Origin of the sequence: Priestia sp. FSL H7-0729, assembly GCF_038005685.1 — a bacterium.
Taxonomy (GTDB): domain Bacteria; phylum Bacillota; class Bacilli; order Paenibacillales; family Paenibacillaceae; genus Paenibacillus.
Genome location: NZ_JBBOTQ010000003.1, coordinates 260,080 through 284,808 on the forward strand (window position 1 = coordinate 260,080; position 24,729 = coordinate 284,808).

General features: G+C 46.6%; 21 protein-coding genes and 1 pseudogene. 5 read left to right on the top strand and 17 right to left on the bottom strand.

Annotated elements, in window-relative coordinates:
• Positions 1-102: 102 nt before the first annotated feature.
• The 4 genes from MHH93_RS10205 to MHH93_RS10220 all read right to left on the bottom strand — a co-directional run bounded on the left by MHH93_RS10205 (position 103) and on the right by MHH93_RS10220 (position 6,029).
• A complete protein-coding gene (locus tag MHH93_RS10205; protein WP_500053955.1) occupies positions 103-1,281 on the bottom strand; it encodes a substrate-binding domain-containing protein in 1,179 nt (392 codons plus the stop codon).
• Entirely contained in the window at positions 1,259-3,085 is a 1,827-nt protein-coding gene (locus tag MHH93_RS10210; protein WP_500053956.1) for a cache domain-containing sensor histidine kinase, read from the bottom strand. The genes MHH93_RS10205 and MHH93_RS10210 overlap by 23 nt, the downstream gene beginning before the upstream one ends.
• On the bottom strand, positions 3,082-4,821 hold the full coding sequence (locus MHH93_RS10215; RefSeq protein ID WP_500053957.1) for a response regulator: 1,740 nt from the start codon (positions 4,819-4,821) through the stop codon (positions 3,082-3,084). The genes MHH93_RS10210 and MHH93_RS10215 overlap by 4 nt, the downstream gene beginning before the upstream one ends.
• Positions 4,822-5,138: 317 nt before the next feature.
• A complete protein-coding gene (locus MHH93_RS10220; RefSeq protein WP_500053958.1) occupies positions 5,139-6,029 on the bottom strand; it encodes a tyrosine-type recombinase/integrase in 891 nt (296 codons plus the stop codon).
• A gap of 169 nt (positions 6,030-6,198) precedes the next feature.
• On the opposite strand from MHH93_RS10220, the gene MHH93_RS10225 reads away from it, so the two are divergent.
• Complete coding sequence (locus tag MHH93_RS10225) at positions 6,199-6,399, top strand: cold-shock protein (RefSeq protein WP_017690333.1); 201 nt, start codon at positions 6,199-6,201, stop codon at positions 6,397-6,399.
• 98 nt (positions 6,400-6,497) lie between these two features.
• Positions 6,498-6,770, top strand: a complete 273-nt coding sequence (locus MHH93_RS10230; protein WP_036606368.1) for an HU family DNA-binding protein — start codon at positions 6,498-6,500, stop codon at positions 6,768-6,770.
• A 336-nt stretch (positions 6,771-7,106) separates the two neighbouring features.
• On the opposite strand, the pseudogene MHH93_RS10235 reads toward MHH93_RS10230, so the two are convergent.
• The 3 genes and pseudogenes from MHH93_RS10235 to MHH93_RS10245 form a co-directional block, all read right to left on the bottom strand.
• Positions 7,107-7,301, bottom strand: a pseudogene (locus tag MHH93_RS10235) (acetyltransferase); the annotation flags it as partial.
• Positions 7,302-7,406: 105 nt separating this feature from the next.
• Positions 7,407-9,095, bottom strand: a complete 1,689-nt coding sequence (locus tag MHH93_RS10240; protein WP_500053959.1) for a methyl-accepting chemotaxis protein — start codon at positions 9,093-9,095, stop codon at positions 7,407-7,409.
• Positions 9,096-9,444: 349 nt separating this feature from the next.
• The gene (locus tag MHH93_RS10245) at positions 9,445-11,427 is read right to left on the bottom strand and encodes a CotH kinase family protein (RefSeq protein WP_500053960.1); all 1,983 of its coding nucleotides are present in this window, start codon (positions 11,425-11,427) and stop codon (positions 9,445-9,447) included.
• Between the two features lie 435 nt (positions 11,428-11,862).
• Between MHH93_RS10245 and MHH93_RS10250 the strand changes: the two genes are divergently transcribed.
• A complete protein-coding gene (locus tag MHH93_RS10250; RefSeq protein WP_500054103.1) occupies positions 11,863-13,599 on the top strand; it encodes a methyl-accepting chemotaxis protein in 1,737 nt (578 codons plus the stop codon).
• Between the two features lie 130 nt (positions 13,600-13,729).
• Here MHH93_RS10250 and MHH93_RS10255 read toward each other — a convergent pair whose 3' ends face one another.
• The gene (locus MHH93_RS10255) at positions 13,730-14,092 is read right to left on the bottom strand and encodes a hypothetical protein (protein WP_500053961.1); all 363 of its coding nucleotides are present in this window, start codon (positions 14,090-14,092) and stop codon (positions 13,730-13,732) included.
• A 307-nt stretch (positions 14,093-14,399) separates the two neighbouring features.
• Here MHH93_RS10255 and MHH93_RS10260 point away from each other — a divergent pair, with 307 nt between their 5' ends.
• Together MHH93_RS10260 and MHH93_RS10265 are read left to right on the top strand one after the other, a co-directional pair.
• Positions 14,400-14,978 carry a TetR/AcrR family transcriptional regulator gene (locus MHH93_RS10260; protein ID WP_500053962.1) on the top strand — a complete coding sequence of 193 codons (579 nt, stop codon included), beginning with the start codon at positions 14,400-14,402 and terminating at the stop codon, positions 14,976-14,978.
• Positions 14,979-15,055: 77 nt separating this feature from the next.
• Positions 15,056-17,242: a YhgE/Pip family protein gene (locus MHH93_RS10265; RefSeq protein ID WP_500054104.1), complete on the top strand. Its 2,187-nt coding sequence runs from the start codon at positions 15,056-15,058 to the stop codon at positions 17,240-17,242.
• 102 nt (positions 17,243-17,344) lie between these two features.
• On the opposite strand, the gene MHH93_RS10270 is transcribed toward MHH93_RS10265, so the two are convergent.
• From MHH93_RS10270 to MHH93_RS10310, 9 genes are all read right to left on the bottom strand, one after another.
• Positions 17,345-17,740, bottom strand: coding sequence for a hypothetical protein (locus MHH93_RS10270; RefSeq protein WP_500053963.1), 396 nt, complete (start codon positions 17,738-17,740; stop codon positions 17,345-17,347).
• A gap of 29 nt (positions 17,741-17,769) precedes the next feature.
• Positions 17,770-18,105: a DUF4190 domain-containing protein gene (locus MHH93_RS10275; protein ID WP_500053964.1), complete on the bottom strand. Its 336-nt coding sequence runs from the start codon at positions 18,103-18,105 to the stop codon at positions 17,770-17,772.
• Between the two features lie 561 nt (positions 18,106-18,666).
• Positions 18,667-19,422, bottom strand: a complete 756-nt coding sequence (locus MHH93_RS10280) for an amino acid ABC transporter ATP-binding protein (protein WP_500053965.1) — start codon at positions 19,420-19,422, stop codon at positions 18,667-18,669.
• Positions 19,423-19,455: 33 nt separating this feature from the next.
• Positions 19,456-20,115, bottom strand: a complete 660-nt coding sequence (locus tag MHH93_RS10285; protein WP_253430947.1) for an amino acid ABC transporter permease — start codon at positions 20,113-20,115, stop codon at positions 19,456-19,458.
• A gap of 112 nt (positions 20,116-20,227) precedes the next feature.
• Positions 20,228-20,998 (bottom strand): amino acid ABC transporter substrate-binding protein, encoded by a 771-nt coding sequence (locus MHH93_RS10290; protein WP_036672520.1) that lies wholly within the window; start codon positions 20,996-20,998, stop codon positions 20,228-20,230.
• 132 nt (positions 20,999-21,130) lie between these two features.
• The gene (locus MHH93_RS10295; protein ID WP_500053966.1) at positions 21,131-21,688 is read right to left on the bottom strand and encodes a DUF4825 domain-containing protein; all 558 of its coding nucleotides are present in this window, start codon (positions 21,686-21,688) and stop codon (positions 21,131-21,133) included.
• Positions 21,685-22,380, bottom strand: coding sequence for a permease prefix domain 1-containing protein (locus tag MHH93_RS10300; protein ID WP_500053967.1), 696 nt, complete (start codon positions 22,378-22,380; stop codon positions 21,685-21,687). The genes MHH93_RS10295 and MHH93_RS10300 overlap by 4 nt, the downstream gene beginning before the upstream one ends.
• A complete protein-coding gene (locus MHH93_RS10305) occupies positions 22,377-22,736 on the bottom strand; it encodes a PadR family transcriptional regulator (protein ID WP_149846329.1) in 360 nt (119 codons plus the stop codon). The genes MHH93_RS10300 and MHH93_RS10305 overlap by 4 nt, the downstream gene beginning before the upstream one ends.
• Positions 22,737-23,134: 398 nt before the next feature.
• Positions 23,135-24,640 carry an alpha-glucosidase/alpha-galactosidase gene (locus MHH93_RS10310; RefSeq protein ID WP_500053968.1) on the bottom strand — a complete coding sequence of 502 codons (1,506 nt, stop codon included), beginning with the start codon at positions 24,638-24,640 and terminating at the stop codon, positions 23,135-23,137.
• Positions 24,641-24,729 lie beyond the last annotated feature (89 nt).

A 24,729-nucleotide genomic window follows, 5' to 3' on the forward strand; every position in this document is an offset into this window, starting at 1 on the left:
CATTAAATTCGAATACAATATCTTCACCTGTTCTATTGAAATCTTCCTCAAGTTAAGAAATTGGATTAATTTCATCATTCTGCAATTCGTTCCGGCACTCGTTCATTGTACAAAAGGAAACAGCAGCTTCTGGTTATCCATCCAGAACATGTTGTCCGTACTAACCAGCTTCGTTTCAAGGAGAACTCTCGCTTGCACCTGTTGATTGTTCAGCCGAGCAACGGCTTGATTCAACCCCAGATAACCTGCACTGTATCCATTCTGGACGATGAGATGATCCAAGACCCCTTCCTGTAATTGCTCCAGTTGCTGTTGTTCACTGCCGAATCCAACAATCCTTACCTTGTCCGCAGCGTTGCGTCGATTCAGTTCATCGGCTGCTCCCAGTGAAGCCGGTTCCTGAAGCGCAATGAAGCCGTTCACGTGCACCTCAGGCTGATCCAGCAGTTGCTTCGCAGTCTGCCAGCACCCATCCCGTGTATTACATATCGATTTGGGTTCCACTTGGATGTCAGGATACTGTTCCAGAACCTCCATAACCCCTTGCTCTCTTTGAACCAGGCCGGAATTAACGGGATCTGGGCCCAATAAGGCGATATGCCCTTTCCCTTCCAAAAGCTCCGCCATCGCTTGACCCGCCTGTCTCCCCGCCTCCATGTTATCCATGGAGATAATGCTGGTGATGCCTTTCACAGGAAATTCATCATTAAGCACGATGACAGGAACGATGGTTCCATCGGAATTCGTTGTCTGCGCCTCCTGAATGATATCGCTAAGTGCCTTCTCACTCAGGGGATCGACCAATAGAGCAGATGCTCCCTGCTTCAGTGCCAATGCCGCGGCATCCACCTGAGCCTGCTCCCGGGCACTGCGAGACATGGTTGGGCGGTCCGTAGCCGCCCGCTTAACCTGCATCTGACTACCCACGGAATTCGGAATGTTAGGCGTGTACACATGACCGTCGGAAGGATATGCCTCCACAGTCATCAGCTCCGCCCCACTCTCTTTGGCAGCCGCTTCGGCACCCAGCCGGATAGCATCCGCAAGTTCGCCCGTGCCAGCTGGTGTGATCAGCGCAATGCGTGGAGGTACTGCCGTAACATCGGTATTCGATATGTCACATGCACTGCATATTAGAAGAAGGCAGCTTATGGCTGTCTGAGTAACTAACCGACGTTTCCGATATCCCGAGAAACTCGCAACCATCTTTTTCAGAAACACACGCATGTTCAATCCTTCAACGCTATGAGCGTCGCTTTTATTCAACTTGTTGTCCATCATCTGGCTCGCCCTCCTTCTGCTGCAATTGAATGGGGATTCGAACCCAAACCGTGGTGCCTTCTTCCAGCTCACTTGCAAATTCAAGACCATAGCCCTCCCCGTAATAGAGCCGGATTCGGTCATGTACATTGCGTACTGCGACACCTGATCCTGCACCGCTTTTGACAACTGGACTGCCACCTAACAATCCCGACATCTGTTCTTCCGTCATGCCGACCCCATTATCTGTAATGCGAAACACCAGCTTGTTGTCCTCACAATAAACATCGACCTCAATACTTCCTTCGTCCATGTGGTACTCGATGCCATGAACAATGGCGTTCTCAATCAGGGGTTGAAGCACCAGCTTTAAGGTCAGGCATTCCAGAAGCGTATCATCTGCATGGATGTTAAAATTGAATTTGCGCTTGAATCTCATCTGCTGGATCGTCAAATAATGCTGTGCATGCTCCAGCTCTTCCCTGATCGTTATGATCGTTTTACCTTGACTGAGACTGATGCGGAACAGGCGCGAAAGAGACGTGATCATCGTGATCACTTCTTCATTGCGACTCATGCCTACCATGCGCACCACGGAATTCAGTGTGTTGTATAGAAAATGCGGATTGATCTGGGCCTGCAGGGCTTCAAGCTCCAGACGCCGCTTCTGTTCCTGTTCATGGATGATCTCATCCATCAGGGTTCGAATTTTATTGACCATCAGGTTGAAGCGATGGGATAATCGTTCCACCTCGAGCGGTCCTTCAATAGGCAACTCCACGTTGAAATCCCCGCGCTCCACGGCCTTCATCTTACGCTCCATTCGCCGGATTGGACGAGTCAGACTGGAGGAAAGAAACAACGATACGAGAATGACCAGTATCAGCACAACCACCAATACACGAATCAGATATGCGTTCACTTCCTGACGCGTTGTCATAATCTCATCCAAATAGGCCACACCGACAATTTTCCACCCAATATTGGCAACCGACTTCACGGTATTCAGCCTTTTCTGTCCATCTGCCTCATCTTCGTAACTGCCGGAAGCCACCAAAGCCTGTTCGATATTTTCGCTTTTGAGTCCCATATACATCAATTGCTGCTGCGGATGGTACACGATATTGCCCGCACTCTCATCAATGATGTAGACGTATCCCCGTTGCCCCAGACTGACCCGGCGGCTCAATTCATCCATCTGTTTGAAATTGATATCGACCAGCAGGATAACCTGTCGATCCTGACCATTTTGACGTATGGTCATACCTTTGCTCATGGAAACGACCCATTTATATGGGCCTGTGTACATGTTCTGAATATGAGGTAACGAGAAACTCAGGTGATCCGGCACACGAAGCGCAGACTGAAACCACCCTTGCTGTGTCACATGGGCACTCGGTTTTAAGTCGGCTGTGGGTCGGTTCTTGAGCAATTGACCCGTGGAATCGAGCAGAGTAATCGAGATGATATCTTCACGACTGCTGAGCAGTGTGTCGAGCTGTTTGTCCACCAATTCCCCTTCCCATGTCCCGTCACGCAGCATATGTTCCTCAATGGCACGGTACAGATGAGACATACTTCGGACGTAGTCCTCCAGGTTATAACTGACCTGATCCACAATCTGTCTCGTCGTCAGTTCCGCACTTCGCTCGGCAGCCTGCGTGAACTTGTCATGCAGAAGCATCGCCATGATGGTCAGCACCAGAACGATGAAGACAGAGAAGGACCATGTGATAATAAACCGGATACTGCTGACTCTGGACGAACGTAGACGAGAACGCGCATGAACTCCCATGGACTTCACCCATCCGGCAAAAAATCTCATCGAAGTGAACCTTCATTTGCTGCCTGGGAAGCCTGTTTACGATATTCTTTGGGCGAGACGCCAATATGTTTTTTGAAACAAAAACTGAAGTAGTTCGGTTCAGCAAAACCAACCTGCTCCGCAATCTGAAAGGACTTCAGCTCTGTCGAGCGAAGCAGTTCACGTGCTGCCTCCATCCGGATCTGCATCAGGTATTGCAGGAAGGTAAGCTGCACTTCTTTTTTGAAAATGCCACAAAAATAACCGGAGCTGATATGCAAATGTCCGCACACCTTCTGAATGGACAGGTCAGGGTCGGCATAATGCTCTTTGGTGAAGACCAACGCCTGCTCGACAATATCCTTGTATACATGCTGGCGACCACTGGCAATGCGATGTTGTACGAGTAGACAGACCTCACGTACCTTCTTCTGTGCCTCAATAAGACCCGGCAGTCGGAACAGATCTGTATACAACTGGAACCCTGCACCAAAGATGTCCTCCATCTCTTCTCCGGATGCCTGTGCTGCCTTCCATACGGTTGTTAAGACTTCAATCAGATAGAGCTGAATATCACTTCGCCCATGTTCCACTGTAATTTCACGGAAAATGAGTGCAAGTGCCTCCTCTAGCTCCACTTGTGTACCCGCCTTCAAACAACGTGTCAGCGTCTGCTGCTTCAACTCGTCGAACCGCAGCTTGCCCGCTGTCTGTCGCTCCACATCCGCGATGTATATGATTGAATCCGTCCCGGGCACAAGCCGATAATCCAAGGCGAGCAGGGCATCTTCATAGGCCTGATTCACATCCGCAAGTGTATCTACAATCTGACCAGATCCCACCGTAGCCGGGATACGCAAGTAGTGGTGGATGCTGCGCATCACATTTTCCAAGGCCTTCTGTTGCCGCTTCGCTCCGTCAGTACCGCCCGAACGATCCACATAGAGCAGGACAATCGTCTCCTGATGCATAAAGGCATGACCAGCCCCATGCTCCGACCAGACTTCTGCCGCAATGTTAAGTGCAGCAAAGCGTTTCAGTTCAGCATCCTCCGATTGATGCAAGGAACCTCCCGGCACAAGTATCTCAGACTCAGACTGATCCGCTTCCCTAGATGTTGCTTGGTTATGTCGCTGTGGAGGCTCGTTGAATGCTCCCTCAGGCCTCTCCTTCTGCGCATCTCCTTCCATGTGCAGTGTCAATACGGACACCCCATAGCGTTCTCCTGTTAGATCCAATCCGCATTGTTTGGCTTTAGTATGAATATATGTCGCGGATTTCTGCCGATGGAGCAAGGTCGCCATCAGATCTGCCTGTAATAATGGCAAGCTGGTATGATAGTGTTTACGGAGTTGCTGAACATCTTCACGCTCAGCCACTTCAGCTGCCATCTGGGCGCGTAATCTTGTGAGCAGTTCAGTAAGATGTGCTGCCGAGAACGGCTTCAGCAGATATTCATCCACGCTTAACGAGATGGCCTGCCTCGCATAATCAAATTCATCATATCCAGTCAAAATGACCACCTTCACGAGTGGATTACGCTTCCTCAATCTTTGCGCGAGTTCCAGACCGTTCATGAATGGCATGCTGATATCGGTCACTACAATATCTGGCTCTACCCGCTCCGCCATCTCCAATGCTTCCCGTCCATTCTCAGCCAAACCGACAATCCGCAGATCGAGCGCTTCCCAATCGACCTCTACAACAAGCCCTTCACGTACATCTTCTTCATCATCCACCAGCAGTACCCGATACACGTTCGGATTCCTCCTTTATATGACGGGCCTTATGCCCTAACAACTAATATATATGTGCCATTGTGAATCATTTGATTTCGATTGCTCACCAAACTTATGCCAAAATGCAAACGGTGCATACTGGTCAGTTCCAGGGTTGCCATCATAATATACAATATTATAAGGGATATGTAATCGCTTTCTTCATTGAAGGTAAGGCAACCCTGTCGGGCAGTGCCTAAGTGAAATGGGAAGGATAGTATATGAATGCTACGGGTGGGTTAAAGTAATACAAACACGAAAAATTTCGAGGTACTTTTCATAGGAGGTTCTTGTATTCATTGATGACTCGTACTTAATGCTTTGACATAAATCATTGTTGTATCCGGATTGGTGTGTCCCATCATCTCCGCCAAACGGTGCAGTGGCGTATGCTCTGCCATGGCATAGCCAAAACGATGACGCAGGTCGTGTGAGCTCAGTCCCTCCAGCCCTGCTGCAATCATTACTTTTTTAATCAGGTGGCGCAGTGCTCTCTCCGTTAAACGATCATTTGTTTTCTCTGAAGGAAAAAGGTACGCACTTTCGGTAGCAAGATTAGATAAGTACTGATTCAACATGACAATACATTGCATATTCAAAGGGATCTTACGCTGCACATTTCGTTTATCGGCTCTCACTGTCAGGTAAGCACTTCGTCTACCAAGTTCGATATCATGAGGCATGAGATTGCATACCTCCATCGTTCGCAAGCCGGTGTGATACATAAGGGTCAAGATCGTCTGATCACGAAGGGAGTTACCGAGCTCCACTGCGGCGAGGAATGCCTGCTCTTCTTCGGATGTCATTCGGCGTGGACTGACTTTGTCTTCCGGAATGAATTTTAATGCTTTGGAAGGGTCATGACTGAGTCTGGATTCCAGAACAGCCCATTTGAAAAAACGCTTCAGCGTAATCAACCTCCGGTTGATGGTGGCTGGCTTCAATTGCATAACCTGGTGTGAATCTTCGCGATATTGAACTAAAGTGGATGTATCTACGTCTTCGATTCGCAATGTAAACTTCCTGCCGAGCACGGCGCTTTCCTTATACCATTCGATAAAGTGCTTCAGATCACTTGCATATTCCTTCACAGTTTTGGCATGCAATTCATCCTCATTGGCCAGCATATGAATAAATTCTTCTATCGTCGGTTCCCGCTGCACCAAACTCCCTGATGACTGACTCATTAGAAAATACCTCCAAATCTTGACTTATATTAGCGGACATGGTATTATCATATTAATCGATACATTAGCGGACATCAAGTCTGTGGTTTAAATGCACCAGGTGAGTGTCAATTTCAAAATTATACTCGTCATAATGATCGGCTAAAAACTTATTTTTTGGAGGAATCACATGCAAACAGGTACAGTGAAATGGTTTAACGCGGATAAAGGATTTGGCTTTATCGAAACTGAAGAAGGAACAGACGTATTCGTTCATTTCAGTGCAATTCAAGGTGAAGGTTACAAATCTTTGGACGAAGGTCAACGCGTTCAATTTGAAGTAACTCAAGGCAACCGTGGACCACAAGCTGAGAACGTTACTAAACTTTAATTATATGAAAGCTGCCTTATTAATAAGGCAGCTTTTTATTTACACATATTTTGCACAGTACAGATTCACATCCCAAGAATGAAAGCGAGGTATTCCCCATGGATAAAGAACAATTGATCACAGAAGTAGCTAAGGCTGGTGGATTCTCCAAGAAGAATGCTGAAAAAGCTGTAACCGTTGTACTGGATTCGATTCTTGAAGCTCTCAAAGAAGGTAAAGAAGTTCAACTGGTTGGATTCGGGAAGTTTGAAGTTCAAAAGCGTGAGGCAAGAACGGGAAGAAGCCGGAAAACAGGCAAAGAAATTCAACTACCCGCAGGTAAAGTTCCTGTGTTCACAGCAGGCTTAAGCATGAAAGAAGCTTTAAATTAAAACATGTATTAAACGTAACAATCATTGAAAAGAGGTTTTTATTCAAACACACAATAATAATACCGATGTAAATGTCGTCTTTACTACCGTTGATGATATCCTTAACTTCTACTCAGGTAAGCAGACGCACCCGGATCATACAGAAGATCACACTCATTCTACCCCCCCATCATCAGCAAAGTCCGATTGTACCCTACGACCACCCACCCGCTAAACTAACATTTCATCTTGGACAACAAGAGGCCCTGATCCGCTCAAAACGGTCCAGGGCCTGATTTGCGTGGAAAATAGTTCTGTCAGCAAACAGACATTTTCATGTATTCTTTCGCACCTATCCTACTTGCTGTTCAGAAGTACGCGCAGTGTCTGTGAATCATAGGTAGAAACAAGACGTTCCAGATGCGTATCCAGCCACTCCTCATCCTGATCCCACCACTTTAATTCCAGCAGCAGCGCAATCGTTTCTTCATCGAAGCGTTTTTTGACGGTCTTGGCTGGATTACCACCAACAATGGTATAAGGTTCAACATCCTAGGTTTTGAATGTAACACACCGTACGGATATTCTCATTTGGGAAAAGTTTTGTTTTATCAGGGGACATATTGTAGTCCCTTCTTTTCCCTATTATATCAGATATTATATCTTAAACGGACTAAGTGAAGTCTGCAACTCTGTCGATACATCGGACAAGATGGCCGCAGATGCCTTAATCTGCTCGACCGACTTGAGCTGTTCGTGAACAGATCCGGCAGCCTGCTGTGAGTTGGTACTGGCCGTCTGGGCATGGCGAGCGATCTCATGTACGGAAGCCACAATCTGCTCCACACCTGCAGACATCTCTTCACTCGTCGCAGCCATGTCCTCAATCTCTGTAGCCATACGTAAGTTCGTATCCCGGATCAAGCTGAAGTTTTGTTCCGTTTCCCGGGTCAAGCGCAGTCCTTCTTGCACTTCATCCTTCACTCTCGACATGGCCGATAGCGATTGCTGCATATCTTGTTCCATGGCTTTGACCAGTTCTTCAATACGATCTGAAGAGTCTCCAGCTTGTTCAGCCAGTTTACGAACCTCGGTAGATACTACTGCAAATCCTCTGCCATGCTCTCCGGCTCTTGCCGCCTCAATGGATGCATTGAGCGCAAGCAGATTCGTTTGATTCGCAATCTCATGAATGGTGGAAACCATCTGGCTAATCTGTGCCGACTTCCCTTCCAGCATACGAATGACTTCATCCGTGCTGGTAACGGAGGATTCAATCGTAGACATCTGCTGAACGGTAAGTTGCACCGCTTCACCTCCGGTCTCTGCCTGTTTGCGTGAATACATAGCAGAGTCCGAGATGCTGAAGGCCTTGTCTGCCATACGTTGTACGCCTATAGCCACTTCTTCCATCGCCTGCAGATTTTCTTCCGTACTGATCGTCTGACTCTCGGCTCCATGGGCCACTTGTTCAACGGAGGATGCAATCTGAGCCGATTCTTTGGCTGTTTGATCCGCAATCTTCAGTAGCAGCCCGGTCGAATGCTCCGCCTTCTCCGCAGCCTGAAGTCCCCCCTGAATGATGACCTGCAGATTGCCTCTCATCTCATTGTATCCCGTGCCCAACATACCAATCTCGTCTTGAACGTTGTCTACAACAGGCTGTGTGAAATCGCCCGTACCCGCGCGCTTAATCGCCACGGATACCCGTTCGATTCGAACTCTCACCCTGCGAACGTACAACAGGATCAAGGTAATTGCGACCACCATTGCAAGCAAGAATACGATCAGGAATGTCTTGAGGAACGAGGAGATAATCACATCGATTAATGATTGAGAAGCACCAACATAGAAAATTCCGATAATCTCTCCGGATGCGTTCTTGATTGGTTCATAAGCCGTTTGATATTTCTGACCCACAACTACGGCTTCACCGAAGTATTTTTCCCCTTGCTGCAAAACGGTCTGAGCGACCGCCTCCGATACCTTCGTGCCAACGGCACGCTCCCCGTCTACCATGACGTTTGTAGCGACACGTTCATCACCTCGGAAGATCGTCACCGTGTCCCCGGAAGCTTGTCCAATCTCATCCACGAGTTCGAAGTTACCTTCCAGCGCGATATCTCCTTTGAACAATTGTCCATCTTTAATGGCCCAATCTCCTGGATACTTATATGTAATGATACTATTCGCCATCTCCAGATCTCGCTTCGCCTTCTCTGTAGCGAATGTCGTAATCCCCTGTCTCATCTCCATGATTACACTTATCGCCACAGCTGAGGAGAAGACGATAAATATACTGATAACGATCAAACTGATTTTGGTACCGATGCTCATGCTTCGCATGTGTGTGAGCCACCCTTTTCCTCTATATAATTATGGGGATATTCAAGCCGATTTCGATTTCGTTTCGAATATCACTATAGTCTTATCGGTAGGTATGATCACATTCTTTATAATGTTTCAGTGACATTTATCACAGTCATGACAATTAAAAATCAAACTTTTCCCTCTTTCTCCGTAATTATGTGAGAATGGTCTGTTGGTTGGAAATTTAAAAAGATCTGTAAAGATAAATTGGATATGTCTTCGTTCCGTCTAATCTACAAAAGCAGAACAAAAAGGGATTCGATCTGACCATCGAATCCCTTTTCTCGTTCTCCGTACAAGGAAATTGCTCTTCAGGAGATATTTCTTATTTGGATGTAAGGCTTACTTGTGCAGCGGTTTGATTCCATTCCACGGTCAATCCCAATCCTTCGGAGATGAAGCGAACAGGCACGAGTGTGCGACTGTTTTGAATTATCGCTGGTGCATCAATTTCGAAATTCTCTCCATTTACGGTTGCTGTGCTGCTTCCGATCTTGAGCACAAGAGTCTGGTCATTCAGAACGGTTGTTACTGTTTTCGCCATTTTGTCCCAAGTCACCTCTGCACCAAGGGCTTCGAGGATTGCATTCACAGGCACCATCACTCTGCCACTTTGCTGCAAGGGGTCCTGATCCGGGAAGGTGATTGATTTACCATCGAGTGTTACGGTAATGGTTTTGTCGGTTGTTCCGGATGAAGTATTCGAACCTGTCTCTTCCGAAGTCTCGGGCAGTGGCGTTACTTCACGTCCAAGTTGCTCTTGCAGATTCGCAAGGCGGTTCAGTGCAAATGTCGTTAGTGATCCAGCCGCCATGGAGCCCATACCTCCGCCTCCTCCGCCAAAGTTACCGCCAGGACGTGTCTGCGTATTGCCTGTGCTATCTGTTGTTCCTGTTCCCGTCGTGCCATCCGGAGGTGTTGCTCCATCTGGAGGTGTCATTCCTTCGAAACCTTCAGGCGGCGTCATGCCTTCCATGCCCTCAGGTGGTGTCATGCCTTCAAATCCTTCTGGTGGTGTGCCGCCCATACCACCTGCTGCTTCTGCATTTGCAGAATAAGCAATGTTGGATTCAAACTGTTCGGTCGTATAGAATTTCGTTGGATCTGCTTCTACATAAGGACGAATCTCATCGGCAAGTCCAGTAATACGATCCTGAATGCCTTCCATATAGTCCGTCAGTTCATTGACGTAGCTCATATATTTTTCCTTATACTCCGGCACAGCAAGCAGATTATTAATCATCGGTACATTTTCCATGCTAATGCCCAGTACAGGCTCGTCCACAGATACGTTCGTTGCGTTGGTGTTGGTTGTGGTTGATCCGGTTGTTGCGCCACGTCCGCCTCCACCCGAGTATCCGTTGAAGGACATGTTAAAGTCCCAAGGTACAACGGTGAACTTGCCATCAGCATCACTATAGAGCATGTAGTTGTGTCCTTTGTCGCCGTTATAACTGTCATAGTTGCCAAAAACCATGTTGCCTGCAATATATTGAAGCGCCGAATCTACGTCCAGCACACTTTCAATATCGCCTTTTTCACCTTCTGGCATCTCGTTCAGCGTTTGGATGAAGGTTTTTAATTTGGCTTTGTCCTCATCCGTACCCAAGTCTTTGGTAATTGTGCTATAGTCACTGCCCTCTTCATATTGAAGATAACTCTTCTCATCCGTATCATAGAGAACGCCTTCTTCATAATCCTCACCGTAGTTGCGCTCCAGATAACTGTCATCCACCGCTTCAACGCCAGTGTAGAAACCAACTAGCTCGCCGTTAACGTACAGATTGACATAGTTCGTCATCGGCACATCCATACCAATACTGCGAAGCGCTTCATAGTGGAGAACTTCGCGCATGTATGATGGATCGGCGTAGTTGTTATTCAGCACCATTTTGTCCAGTCCAAGCAAGGTTTGCGTTTTATCGTATTTGTCGAACTTCAGTCTGAAGCTGTATCGATCCGAATCCTCCATTGAGGCTACGGCTTTCAAGGTCAGATTGCCCTTGGTGGAGAAACCAACATTGTCCAGCTTGTTGCCGTCCACTTCCACACTCACATTCTTGTAATCCTTATCAAGCGGGCTTTCGAGCATACTCTTCCAGTCCGCATCATCAATCGTTACATTCACGTCGATGACGTTATCCGTCTGGAACAATGATTCATACGCTTGCGTCACGCCTGCGCTCGTCGTTGTCGCTGTACTCTCAGCAGCATATGCCGCATTTGGACTTGCAATCAGGCCAAAGGATGACGTTACCATGGTGACGGACAATGCCGTTACTGCAGCTTTTCGTAATAAAATATTCAAATGATGAATCCTCCTTCTTGGTAACTGTTAAGCAACTGAGGCTTATGTAACCATGGTAGAGGACCAACCTTTAGTGAATCTTAAATGGATATACATCGTCAATATAACCCGTGATTCAGGGTAAAAAAGAAGAATTAATCGACATACATGAAGTCATGTAAAAGTGCAATTTAATTCTATAGAACCGGTTCATAAGACCTATTTTACTTGAAATATCTAACATTAATATGTCGAAATAACGATATAACAGAGGAGTAGAACTTACCTGGAGTTCATATACGTGAATATTAAATCAGTACGAAGATTATTTTAAAGAAACAAAAAAAGAATTAAGTAGATCTAAACTTACATAGCGTGTACAACGCCAGGATAAGTCCTTCGTCACAATCATAGAAGGAGTGAACAATTTTGTTTAATAAGCTTCGCTGGAGTACCATGCCATTCTTCATCAAAAATTTGGTGATTTCGTTCGGTAGCATCACATTGATTGGTGTAATCCTGATTACTGCTGCGTATCAATTACAGAAAAACATCTTGGTTGAACAGTTGCACGACCAGGCCACCGTCATCACCCAGAAATGGTACGACGATCTCGACACTGCCAAAGTGGCAGAAGCAGCTAAGGAAAAAAGCTACACCGGTCCTGTACAGCAGGAAATGAAAGCTTATCTCGATTCCATCCATGAGTTCTATCCAAATATCGCACAGGCGTACATTTTCGGTTCAGAACTTGAGGATGGAAACGGAACGTCCATCATCGCCATTCCAACGAACCTGTTGCAACCATTCGAGGAAGGCAATCTGCCCGCAGGTGCCATGTATCCGCTACCTCAAAATAACGTCGTGGTGCTGGAACAGATGAAAAAAGACGGTAAGCCTGCATTCAGTGATTTCTACACGGACGAGTACGGAACCTGGACCACTCTGATCTACCCTATTAATAACGCAGATGGCTCGATGTACGCTGCTCTTTACTTCGATGTAGATGCAAGTGCCGTTCCAAAAGGGCTTAATGAATTGCTTACGTACGGATTGATGTTCCTTGTCGGCTTCCTGATCCTGTTCATGGTGTTGCAATTCATTTTGCTGAAAAGAACATTGCTTCCGATTCGCAACCTGATGAAAGGTATCGAAGAAGTCAGCACGGGTAATCTGGATGTAACCATCGATACCGGGCGAGATGATCTTGGTGTGATCAACGAGAAGTTCAATGCGATGATCCATCGCTTCAATACAACCATCTACAAAGTACAGAATACTTCACATCACCTCTCGGAATCTTCCAAACAACTACTGGGCATTTCCGAGAAAAATAATGTGAACATTCAATCCATCAGCACCAATATCCGGGAGATATCCACCGGTCTGGTGTCTCAGGACAAAGCAACGGTAGAGAATGCACGCGCCATGACAGAGATGTCAACGGTCGTACAGACCATCGCCAGCAGTTCAGCTGATGTGGCAGACGAAGCACTCAGCATGGAGCAGCGCTCCAGCACAGGTAATGTGGTGATGCAGCAAGTTATTGAGCAAATGCGCTTGATCTCCGGTGCAGTGCAAAATACGTCAAACTCGATTCAGTCGCTGGAAAACAACTCAAATGAGATTAGCAACATTGTTAATCTCATTACGGAGATTGCTGGACAAACCAACTTGCTGGCACTCAATGCTTCCATAGAGGCAGCACGCGCGGGTGAAGAAGGACGAGGATTTGCCGTGGTTGCAGGCGAGGTACGTAACCTGGCGGAACAATCTCAGGAATCAGCCAAACAAATTCGACAGTTAATCGAAGAGATCCAGCGGGATATCACTCAGTCTTCCGAGGCGATGCAGTTGGGTTCCAAGGAAGTAACGAAAGGCTTGGAAGTTACCCAAGAGACAGGTGTATTCTTCGAGAATATTCTGACTGCTACGAACAAAGTTGCAAACCAGATTCAGGATATCTCCAGTTCTACCGAAGAAATCTCGGCAAGTACACAAGAAATGTCTGCTACAGCGGATGAACTCTCTGCCAATGTCAGCAAGGCAGCGAATAGCAGTAAACAAATTGAACAGTCCATTGAAGAGCAGGAAGCCTCCATGGCTGCCATTGTGAGTGCCTCCGATGAACTCTCGGTTGTATCCGAGCAACTTCAAGAACTGATCTCATTCTTTAAAGTACGCGCAGAATAGAATTAAGTAGGACACAGATAACAAGAATACGACACAGATTAAAGTAATACGGAACAGTAAAAACCAAGGCTCATGAGTGACTATACTCGAAGCCTTGGTTTTTTTGTTGTTACCAGGGTAGGTTCTACCCCTAAGAGAAAGCATATCTAAACAGTCCATAGTATAGAGGTCCAATCGCGACAACTAATGTTATCAACATCCAGACTCTCCTCGTCATCATCGGTAATCCATCCAGGATTTCTTCCCCTTCGTTATCTTTTAAAAGCATCGCGAATAATACATCCCATAACAGCGCAACCACAGTAATTACTTTCCACCAAGAAGGATTTAAAATAGCCGTTTCCGTAACATATCCTAGTAAGCCTATCCATGTCATAACGGATACGACAAAATCTACCTTGCTGAGTTTTGACTTGTACTTTCCTTTAATAAGATACGAGAGTGACGCTGTGCCCAGCAACCCAAGATAGATCGTCCATAAAACGTGCTCCATACACACTCCTCATTCTTTGCTGTATTTTATATCTCACTGTTTCATCGCCATCCCTTAGCTATTATAGCTATTCACCTCTATAACGGATATATCAGACCACTTTCCATATTATGAAAATCCATGCTCCGGACATTTCACCACTCTCTCCTGTTGTCATTTCCAAGCCTGCACTATGACAATAATCACATCCACCTGCCTTGTCCAAGTGCTACATTTATTAACGACCAACTGACCATAATAGTAAATTGGTCATTCGATAAGTTATCTTCCCCATTATCCTTTCAACCTACAAGGAGGTGAATATGCCATGAAAACGATAGATCGAAGGCAGCAAGTGATGGACTCTGCCGAGAAATCCTTTGCCTTGTTTGGCTACAAGGCCACAACGATGGAGCAGGTGGCGAGACTTGCCAATGTGGGCAAGGGAACGATCTATACTTTTTTCGAAAATAAAGAAGAACTGTTCAGCGAGATTCTGCGGTCGATCATTGCGGATATGAGACAGATTACAGAGCAGACCGTGAAAGAAGAGAACTCCTTTCTGGATAACGTGCATATGAGCATGGATTCTTTACTGGAGTACCGGGAGGAACATGAGCTGTTGATCAAGCTCTTTCAGGAGGTTAACGAGTTCGGTACACTGCAAGCCAAGGAAGGTTTGCAAAAAGTGGAAACAGCCATACTCGAATATCTGGAGCGTCAGGTCAGCCGTGCCATGGAGTTGGAGCAGATTCGCAGGGATGATCCCAAGCTGGTTTCTTTTGTCCTGCTGAAGCTGTATGTCACCTTAACCTCGGATTGGAACAAAGCGCATCCTACACTGCATAAGGATCAGATCAAGGATTTTGTGGGCCTCTTTCTCAAGAGTGGCTTATCCCCCACCTAGAGAAAGGCATGCCACCAGATTCAACACATAATAGAGATAGAACAAACGGATGAGCGTAAGGATAGGGAGAGAACATGATGAAATCATTCCACGTATTTGGGCAGGATCTGAAGTCCGCCTTCAAGAAACCAAAAGTATGTATTCCGATTCTCGTTGTACTGTTCATTCCGGTGCTGTATAGCGGCCTGTTCCTGAACGCATTCTGGGACCCCTATGGCAAAATGAATGAGTTACCTGTGGCCGTGGTCAATACGGATCAGGGTGCAGTCTACAACGAAAAATCACTGGAGGTCGGTCAGAATCTGGTCGATGAATTAAAGAAAAGCGATGATTTCAACTGGCAATTCGTGACTCGTGAACAAGCAGAACAAGGTATGCAAGACAATACGTACTATATGACGATTGTGATCCCAGAGGACTTTTCCACCAAAGCAACGACCCTGATGGATGAGCACCCTGAGCCAGCAGACCTGATCTATGAACCGAATGAAGGATATAACTTCCTTGCAGGTCAGATCGGTGGCACGGCGGTTAAACAAATTCGCTCCAAAGTCGCTGCCAAAGTCACTGAATCCTATACGGAAACGCTAATGGATCAGGTCGAAAAAATCTCTGGCGGTTTGGCGGATGCCGGGGATGGCGCAGGTCAGATTCATGATGGTGCGATCAAACTGGATGAAGGGGCTGCTACATTAAAAGAGAACCTCTCCAAACTGGCCGCTGGCACCGACAAGCTCGAAACGGGCGTAGTTTCGTTAAAAGAAGGTACGTCCACTCTCGCCCAAGGCACAGGTGATCTTCATACTGGCGCAAGTACCCTTTCCAGTGGGCTATCCCAACTCGCAGCAGCAGGCACGAAGCTGAGTGATGGAGCAACCCAGGCTGAAGCTGGCGGCAAACAGTTACAGGCTGGCCTTCAATCTGCTCAGGAAGGCGCGGCTAAGCTCGATGCAGGACTGGCGGCTTCCGAGGAAGGCAGTGCGAAGCTGACGGCTGGGCTGCAAAGCTCTGTTGAGGGCAGCGGCAAAGTTAGCGAGGGTGCCAAAGCGGTTGCACAAGGACTCGCCCAATTGGCTGAATCCAGTCCGGAACTGGCAGCAAGTCCTGCTGTCCAGCAGCTCCTGGCAGCCAGTCAGGCCGTAGCCGCTGGCAGTGAACAAGTGTATCAGGGCGGACAGCAGTTGGTCGCAGGCAGCCAAAACCTGTACGCTGCACAGCAGCAACTGCATCAAGGCAGCAGCCAGTTGGTACAGGGTGAACAACAACTCGTACAAGGTGCTACGCATTTGTCCGCCGGACATGAAAAGCTTGCGACGGGACTACAGCAATTCAATTCCAAATTATCCGAAGCAGCGTCTGGAGGAGCCAAACTTGCGGACGGTTCAGGTCAATTAAATGCGGGTGCAGGCAAGTTGGTTGCGGGTGTAAGCCAACTTACAGACGGCATCACAACCCTTGCAGATGGCTCACATAAGCTGGATGACGGTGCTGGTCAGTTGAAAGAAGGTACGCTGAAGTTAACGGACGGCTCTGACGAACTTGCCACCAAGTTGAATGAAGCGGCTGAGCAGACGGGGAGTGTGAAAAAGACCGATGAACTGGTAACGATGTATGCAGAGCCTGTTCAGGTCGATGAGCATAAATATAATGAGGTACCCAATTATGGTACAGGATTCTCGCCATACTTCCTGTCACTCGGGCTGTTTGTCGGGGCATTGATTGCGACATTGGTTGTGCCAACACGCGGCAGCACGGTTAGCGAGGCAAGTGGCTGGAATCGTTTTGTGAGCAAAACGCTGGCTTTCACGCTTATGAGTGCTGTGCAATCCCTACTTGCTTCGTGGCTCGTATTGTACGGCTTGGGTCTGGAAGTTCAGAGCGTTCCGTTGTTCCTCTTGTTCAGCTTTGTGACCAGTCTAAGTTTCATGTACATCATTCAGGCACTGGTGACTTGGTTGGAAAATCCGGGACGATTCCTCGCAATTCTGATGTTAATCTTCCAGCTTACGACCAGCGCGGGCACCTTCCCGCTCGAACTGATTCCTAATTGGCTGAAAGGTTTCAACCCATGGTTGCCTATGACCTATTCGGTAACAGGTTATAAAGCAGTCATCTCAAGTGGACAGTTCGGCGTGGCTTGGGATCAGATCGGCATTCTGTGCATCTTCGCCGTGATTGGTCTCGGAGGAACCTTAACGTATTTCCTGATGCATCGCACCACAGAGCACGAAAACGTGAGCAGTGAAGTTGCACTTCACACGTAAGATGGCGAAAGCGAATTTATAATAGGCAAAGGCATATCCCCCTGTCCTGACTCGCTGGATGATCGCAAGCCGGGTCTAAAGGGATATGCCTTTGTCTTTTTGTTAGTTGCTATTCTCAGTGTAGCCAAGATCCTTCCAAATGTGTTGGTTCAGAAAACTCAGAAAATCACCTTGCATCGAGCCAAGGGTAAGCATTTTCTTGATCATGCTAAATCGCCATTGGGTACCGTTGAGTTGGAACGACCATATAGCGGAGAGCCGCATTCCAGATTTTAATTTTTGATGCTGCAGATCATCCAAAGCAAAATCAACCGTTTCTACAACTTTGGAGGAAAATACATTGAGAAAGAGAACTCTTAATCGCTCTCTATTAATTAGTAAAATCGCTTTGCTCGTCGGTGATGAAATCGTCTGTGAAATGGCGTAACAAGCCAGCATATCAGGCTCTCTGTATGGTTCAGTTAACCGGTCTATAGATTTTCTAGTGATGAATAGCATCGATATTATTCCTTTTCCTAGTATGTAGACTACACATTAGAACTCGAGACAGCAAAAGAAAATAACAGCACGAGCGTAATCAGTAATACATATAAAGCTACACTGATGATTCCACAGACTAGGCCAGCAATGGCTAATCCTCTGCCCTGTTCCATGCGGTTCTTCATTTCTTTGAGTGATATGGAGGCAATGATGATGGCAACAATACCAATCAATAATCCCACATATGGAATCACGATGGACAATATACCCAAGACAAGAGCTGCAATCGATTTACTATTGGTTTTTGGTATTACATAAGGTGGTGGTGGAAGTGTGTCGTTATAATAACGATTCACATCATTTTCACGATCTCGATGTTCCAAGGTAAATCCTCCCTTTTTATTTAAGTATTACGATTATAATCGATTAACAGGAAAAACAATATCCATATTGTGCTAATTATAATTACTATTAGATTTATTTTTATTCCCACCATACCCGGACACATACCTAATTCCATAAGCTTATAGATTGTACTTTCAGGATATGAATGTAAGAGCCGATTATCAGCGTGATGATACAAATCAAGAATACCTCTAACATATAAATATTATAGTCATGATACTTATCTAAATATCTTTGGAGGATCACTTGGATGAAAATAGAGAAATTCATGAATATACTCATGATTTTGATGCTTCTTCTTATTGCTTTTTATCAAAATAATGTCGCTGTTTTATGTTTTAGCATTGTATTGTTTGGAATCATGAGTTATACGACATTTAAAAATCGCACCCATTGGAATGTAGCAACTTATATCTTGTTGACCCTTGTATTGATGATCTGGAATATATACCTGTGGACATAAACTTTTATTAAAAAAAGAACGCAATCCCTCATGACTCATAGGATTGCGTTCTTTCCACATTTTTTAGATGCAATGTCTATCCTTCCACTTCCACCCGCTGCAAAAAGGTACGGGTACGTGCAAGCTTCGGATTGCCGAAGATCTGTTCTGGTGGGCCCGCCTCTGCAATCTCGCCGTTATCCATGAAGAATACGCGATCCGCAACATCACGGGCGAAGCCCATCTCATGCGTGACAATCATCATCGTCATATTTTCCTGCGCCAGCTGTTTGATGACACGAAGCACTTCCCCGGTCAGCTCCGGATCGAGTGCCGATGTCGGCTCATCAAACAGGAGAATGTCGGGCTTCATCATGAGTGCGCGGGCAATAGCTACACGTTGTTTCTGTCCACCCGACAGATTGGCTGGATAAGCGTCGGCCTTGTCCGACAGTCCAACTTTTCCGAGTAATTCCAGACTGCGATGCCTAATGACGCTTGGGCTTTCTTTTTTCAAAGTTTTCGGTGCGAGTTCCAGATTAGCTTGTACGGTCAGATGTGGGAACAGGTTGAAATGTTGGAATACCATGCCCATACGATCCGTCATCTTGCGAATATCTGCGGCACCCACGTAACGACCATTATCAACCAATGTCTGATCCTGAATGCGAATCGTTCCACCCGAAATATCCTCCAGATGGATCAGGCTGCGCAGCATCGTACTTTTCCCCGAACCCGAAGGCCCAATCACGGCAATCACTTCGCCTGGTTCCACGTTGAAGGATACCTGCTTCAGCACATCAAGTGTGCCGAATGATTTTCTCAACTCTTTAACTTCTATTATATGTGTCATATGCAGACAGTCCTTTGATTAATCAGATTTAATTTATTCAAATGAAAACCGCTTCTCCAGCGCCTTGAACAGCAAAGTAAGCACGAGAGTCATGAGCAGATACATAATCGCTGCCACGAAGAAAGGGATCAATTGCAAGTCGCGATTCACCGCCGCTTGGGCGTAATACAACAGTTCAGGTACAGCCACGGCATAGAGCAGTGCCGTATCCTTGATCAGCGTAATGGACTCATTGGCCGTTGCAGGCAACACTACACGAATCATCTGAGGAATGATGACTTTGGTCATTGTCTGCCATTTCGTTAATCCAAGTACCTTTGCCGCCTCATGTTGCCCTTTATCAATGGACAGCAGTCCGCCTCTGAAGATTTCAGCAAAGTACGCCGCATAGTTCAGGATGAATGCAATCCCGGCGGCTACAAAGCGATCAAACACCAAATACTCTCCAATTACCGGAAGCAACGGTAAACCGAAGCAGAAGAATAGAATTTGGAGCAGCAGTGGTGTTCCTCGCATCACATATACGTAGGTATGAGCAATCCACGCCAGTGGTTTAATCTGGCTTCTCATCGCGAGCGTGACCGCAAATCCAAGCGGCACAGATAACACGATCGCCAGCAAGAACATGAAAATGGTGGTCTGCGCGCCCTCTAGCATCGGTTTTAAAATGGTCGATAGATAATCCCAACTCATTATTTTGTCTCCTCTAATCTGTTAACCCCGCATTCCTCTGGGGCATGAATCGCTCCAGCGTGGAATACGGGGTCCGTTTTGTTTCAAACTATATATCAGGTGTGTAACCTGCCTATTTCAGAACCTTGTCTTCACCCAACCATTGGGTGGAGATTTTAGCTGCTGTTCCGTCTGCATTGAGCTCATCCAGCGCTTTTTGCAGTTGATTCAAGAGCTCTTCATTGCCTTTTTTGATACCAATTCCGTATTGTTCCGGTGCAAGAGATTCATCCAGCAGTTTGAATGTTCCCTCTTCTTTGGACATGTAGTATCTCGCGACCACTTCATCAATGATGACCGCATCCAGACGTTTTGTTTTCAAGTCAGTAAGCGCAAGCACGTTATCTTTGAATTCGGAAGCTTTTACTTTATCCTTCAAAGGACTTGCTGCCAATGCATCTGCCGCGGAGGACAGTGCCTGCAATCCCACATTTTTACCATCGAGTTCATCCAGCTTCGTAATTGGTGAGTCTGCCAAGGTAATGGCTACCTGACTATTTTCCAAATACGGCTTCGTGAAAAGCACTTTCTCTTTGCGCTCATCCGTAATGGTGTACCCGTTCCAGATCATGTCGATCCGGCCACTGTTCAGCTCTGACTCTTTGGAAGACCAGTCGATCGGCTGGAATGTGATTTCTTTACCCATTTTCTCCGCTGCAGCTCTTGCGTAATCAATATCGAAACCAACAATTTCATTCTGCTCGTCCCGGAAACCCATTGGAGCAAACTTATCGTCGATGCCTACAACAATCGTGTTATCGTCTTTGCTTGCGGAACTGGAACAACCAGCCACAATCAATACACATATACTAATGAATAATAGTAAAATCGCTTTTTTTCTCATCTCTCGAACCCCTCCATGTCTATAACCAAAACCCAAACGCTTTAGTTCGTTACCACGTTATCAGAGATTTATAATAACATAGCATGGAAGAAGAGTCGAGTCTCTTGCCTATTTCCTTCTATTTCATGCAACTTAATTGTCAACAATTTGTGAAAAAGCTTCTTTCACTTGCGCCGGTTCCACCAGCTTGTCGCGTACAATCGAATTCCATAATTCCGGGTTCTGAAGTTCCTTTAATTCCGTACCTGTCCATTGTTGGGCGGCTTCACGACGTAAGGTATGGCTGGTATTCCCTAACTGGTAGACGACCTGCTCCAGATTATCGATCATCACAAAGTTCGCAACCGCATTATATACCAGTATTCGCTCAAGTTCCTCTGCTTCCATCTCATGCGTATCCAAGCTGTAATTCACTTGAGCCGTGAACGTCTCCGGGTACAGTTGGTAACCATTCAATCTTTCATGTAAAGGTAAAGCCTGATTCAGATGGCTAAGATTTGAATTATCACCCATGTAGGAACTGCGATATTTCGCTAAAGCGGCAAAATCATGCGTCAATGGATTACTCTGCTCTGCTTCATACCGATCCTGTTTTGCCTCGTTCCTGGGATTAACGAAACCCTCAACGAACACAAGGCCAGCCACACCGAGAACAACGAGTGCAATAATCCATATATTTTTCCCTCTCATGACACATCACTCACTTCATATTTGCTAATGATCCGATACGCACGATGCACTACCAAAGGAATAATAACGCTCAGTAGCGGGACGGCAAAAGCAATGACGATCACAGCAAACTGGTAGGGTCCATCCACCTGAATGGGTCGATTAAACCAGATGTTACTGCCGAATCGCAACGCAGCCTGCGTCCCCCATAGGACGAGTACGAATGCCACCCACAACCACCATATTCTTCGATTCCACTGTACCAGGTCTAGGATTCGAATCACTGTAGTTTTCACCGAAGTTGCCGGATCATTCGTCCTGTTGGTCAACATATACAATACATATGCTCCCCCAACAAGGAAGCTCACGAGCATAAGCAGGTTGTTTATGGCGGTGCCTTGCATCAGCACTCTCATTGGAATGTTAATGATCCAGGCTATGAGGCTGTATATCAGAGCAGACTGCAACAACGCTGTCCAGTAAGGAACACGTTGTACCCTTCGATGGTCACTCATCACTTCATCCATACCATTGATATGCTGAATGGCAGTCTGGAACGCCCTCTCTTCATTCATCCCCTGCGAGATATAGTCGTCAATCCGCGCAGCGAGATTACTGTGAATCTCTTCTTGTAATTCTCGATTGTCCAATGTATCTGGTGCGTGAGCGAACAGACGATTCACATGACGGGTGATGCGAGATTCCAATCTCATAGGTCTTCATCTCCTTTTTCTCCAGTGACAATCATACAATCAATCAATGCCTTGGCAGCCTGCCAAGCTTGAACCTGCTCTCTATAGGCTTCGAGGCCTTGCACTGTAATTCGGTAATATTTCCGTCGTCCTCCCTGTGTCTCTCCCCCCCAGTAGGACTCCACATATCCACTCTTCTCCAGCCTCTTCAAACTGGAATAAAGCGTGGGTTCCTTCAATTCAAACTGCTCTCCGCTCTTGCGATAGATCTCCTTAATGATGCTGTAGCCATAGTTATCTGCGGGTATAAGTACACTCAGAATGATGGGGTCAATATTGCCCCGAATCAGATCACTGTTAATCACTTGCACATCCATCTGCGAGCTTCACCGACTTTCTTCCATCCTGCGTATACTATAAGACATATTACTATGTCTGTAAAGGTAATATGCAACGCATGGTAAATATGCTTCGTACCGAGCACATTAGCAACATTCCTCTTTTGCTATCTCTCTGGATATGAATGTACCACCTGACAAGTTCGCTCTGGTCGAATATGTGAATGGGAAGGCACATCGCAGCTCTTTGCGAGAAAATTCATTCCAGTTGGCACAGGAAAAAGGAACTCATTATGATGGAGCCTGCCCGGTGGATACCCCCTCAAAATTCGCAGGTTTCCTTGGGTAATACTTCTTTTGTCTTTGTTATCCGTGGTGTCGAGAAAAATAAAAACAAACAGGGCCCCTCCATTCGGAGAGGCCCTACGCATTTTCACTTACTGCTGTACTTTCTCACGATCTTTGCCTTTATCGGATTCACCCGCGTTTTTGTTGGCAGCATCCCGATCCTGTTGCATTTCTTCAACAGTTTTAACCTTGAGACGAGCAGCACCTTCATATTCCTTCGTCGGAATCAGGTCGCCCCCAGCGAGTCTTGCTTCTGCGGCTGCAATAGCGGCACCATACTGCGGCAACCACTGAGCCTGTGCAACCAGCATCTCGTCAACCATCTGCCAGATCTCTTTTGGGTTACATACGGCACCCACGAGCGGGTCCATCATGAACGCCTGACGAAGTAATTGGTCGTCTCCGTTCACCGCTGCTTCAACCGCAAGACGTTGCACGGAAATACTCACATTACATACCGCCGCCGGGCCAAGGGGCAGATCCCCTACATGCGGCATGGAGATGCCGTTGCGATCCACATATCCCGGTGCCTCAATAATCGCATCATCTGGCAGGTTCGAGATGACTCCATGATTAACGGTATTGAAATGTCCGCGATAGACACGTCCCGTCTCTAGCCCTTCGATAATATAGGAACCATGCTCCTCGCCCCGTTTTTCCGAAGTGAATTGCATCGGTTCATCCTTCATCCAGTTAGGAAAATCAGTCTCGAACCAGTTGCGTCCCTCCGTACATACCCGCAGATACCCACCTGTCTCCCCGTTAATCCAGTTGCCCAGGTCGATCCATTCGTTGATCTCTTCCGGACGTTTGCGGTACCACGGCACATATTCACTCAGGTGACCATTCGATTCTGTACTGTAGTATCCGAAGCGTCGCAGCATATCGATCCGCACTTTTTCGGTACGACTGTACTCGGGATGTTTCTCAAAAGCTTCGAGCAGATCACCTGTAAGATCTTTACCTTCATGAGAAGCCTGAATATACCAAGTCTGATGGTTGATGCCGGCACAGACAATATCCACTTCACTCTTTTTCAAACCAAAAGCTTCCGCAATCTGATGATGACCATGTTGTACCCCATGACACAGTCCGATCGTCCGCACACCACCATACTTATTGCAAGCCCATGTGAGCATCGCCATCGGATTGGAATAGTTCAAGAGAAGTACATCCGGTGCGCTCTGTTCACGAATATCTTTACAGATATCCAGCATCTCAGCAATACCCCGTTGTCCATACATAATGCCGCCTGCACACAGCGTATCGCCGACACATTGGTCTACCCCATATTTCAGTGGAATATCCACATCGGTTGCAAATGCCTCCAGTCCCCCGACACGAATCGTACACAGTACGTACTTGGCATCTTTCAATGCTTCTTTCCGATCCGTTGTCGGCTGAATCTGAATATTCAATCCATTCTCCCGGATATCCCGCTGACATAGCTCAGTCACCATATCCAGATTGTGCTGGCTAATATCGCAGAACGCAATTTCAATGTTGTTAAACTCCGGTACCGTGAGTAAATCCCTCAACAATCCTCTTGTAAATCCGATACTCCCAGCCCCGATAAACGCCACTTTGAACGACATGCATGTATCCTCCCCTGATCCGAATCTTTCACTTCGGTTAATGACCCTCTTCATGAAATCATTGTACCAACGGCAATTGGGGAAGCGTT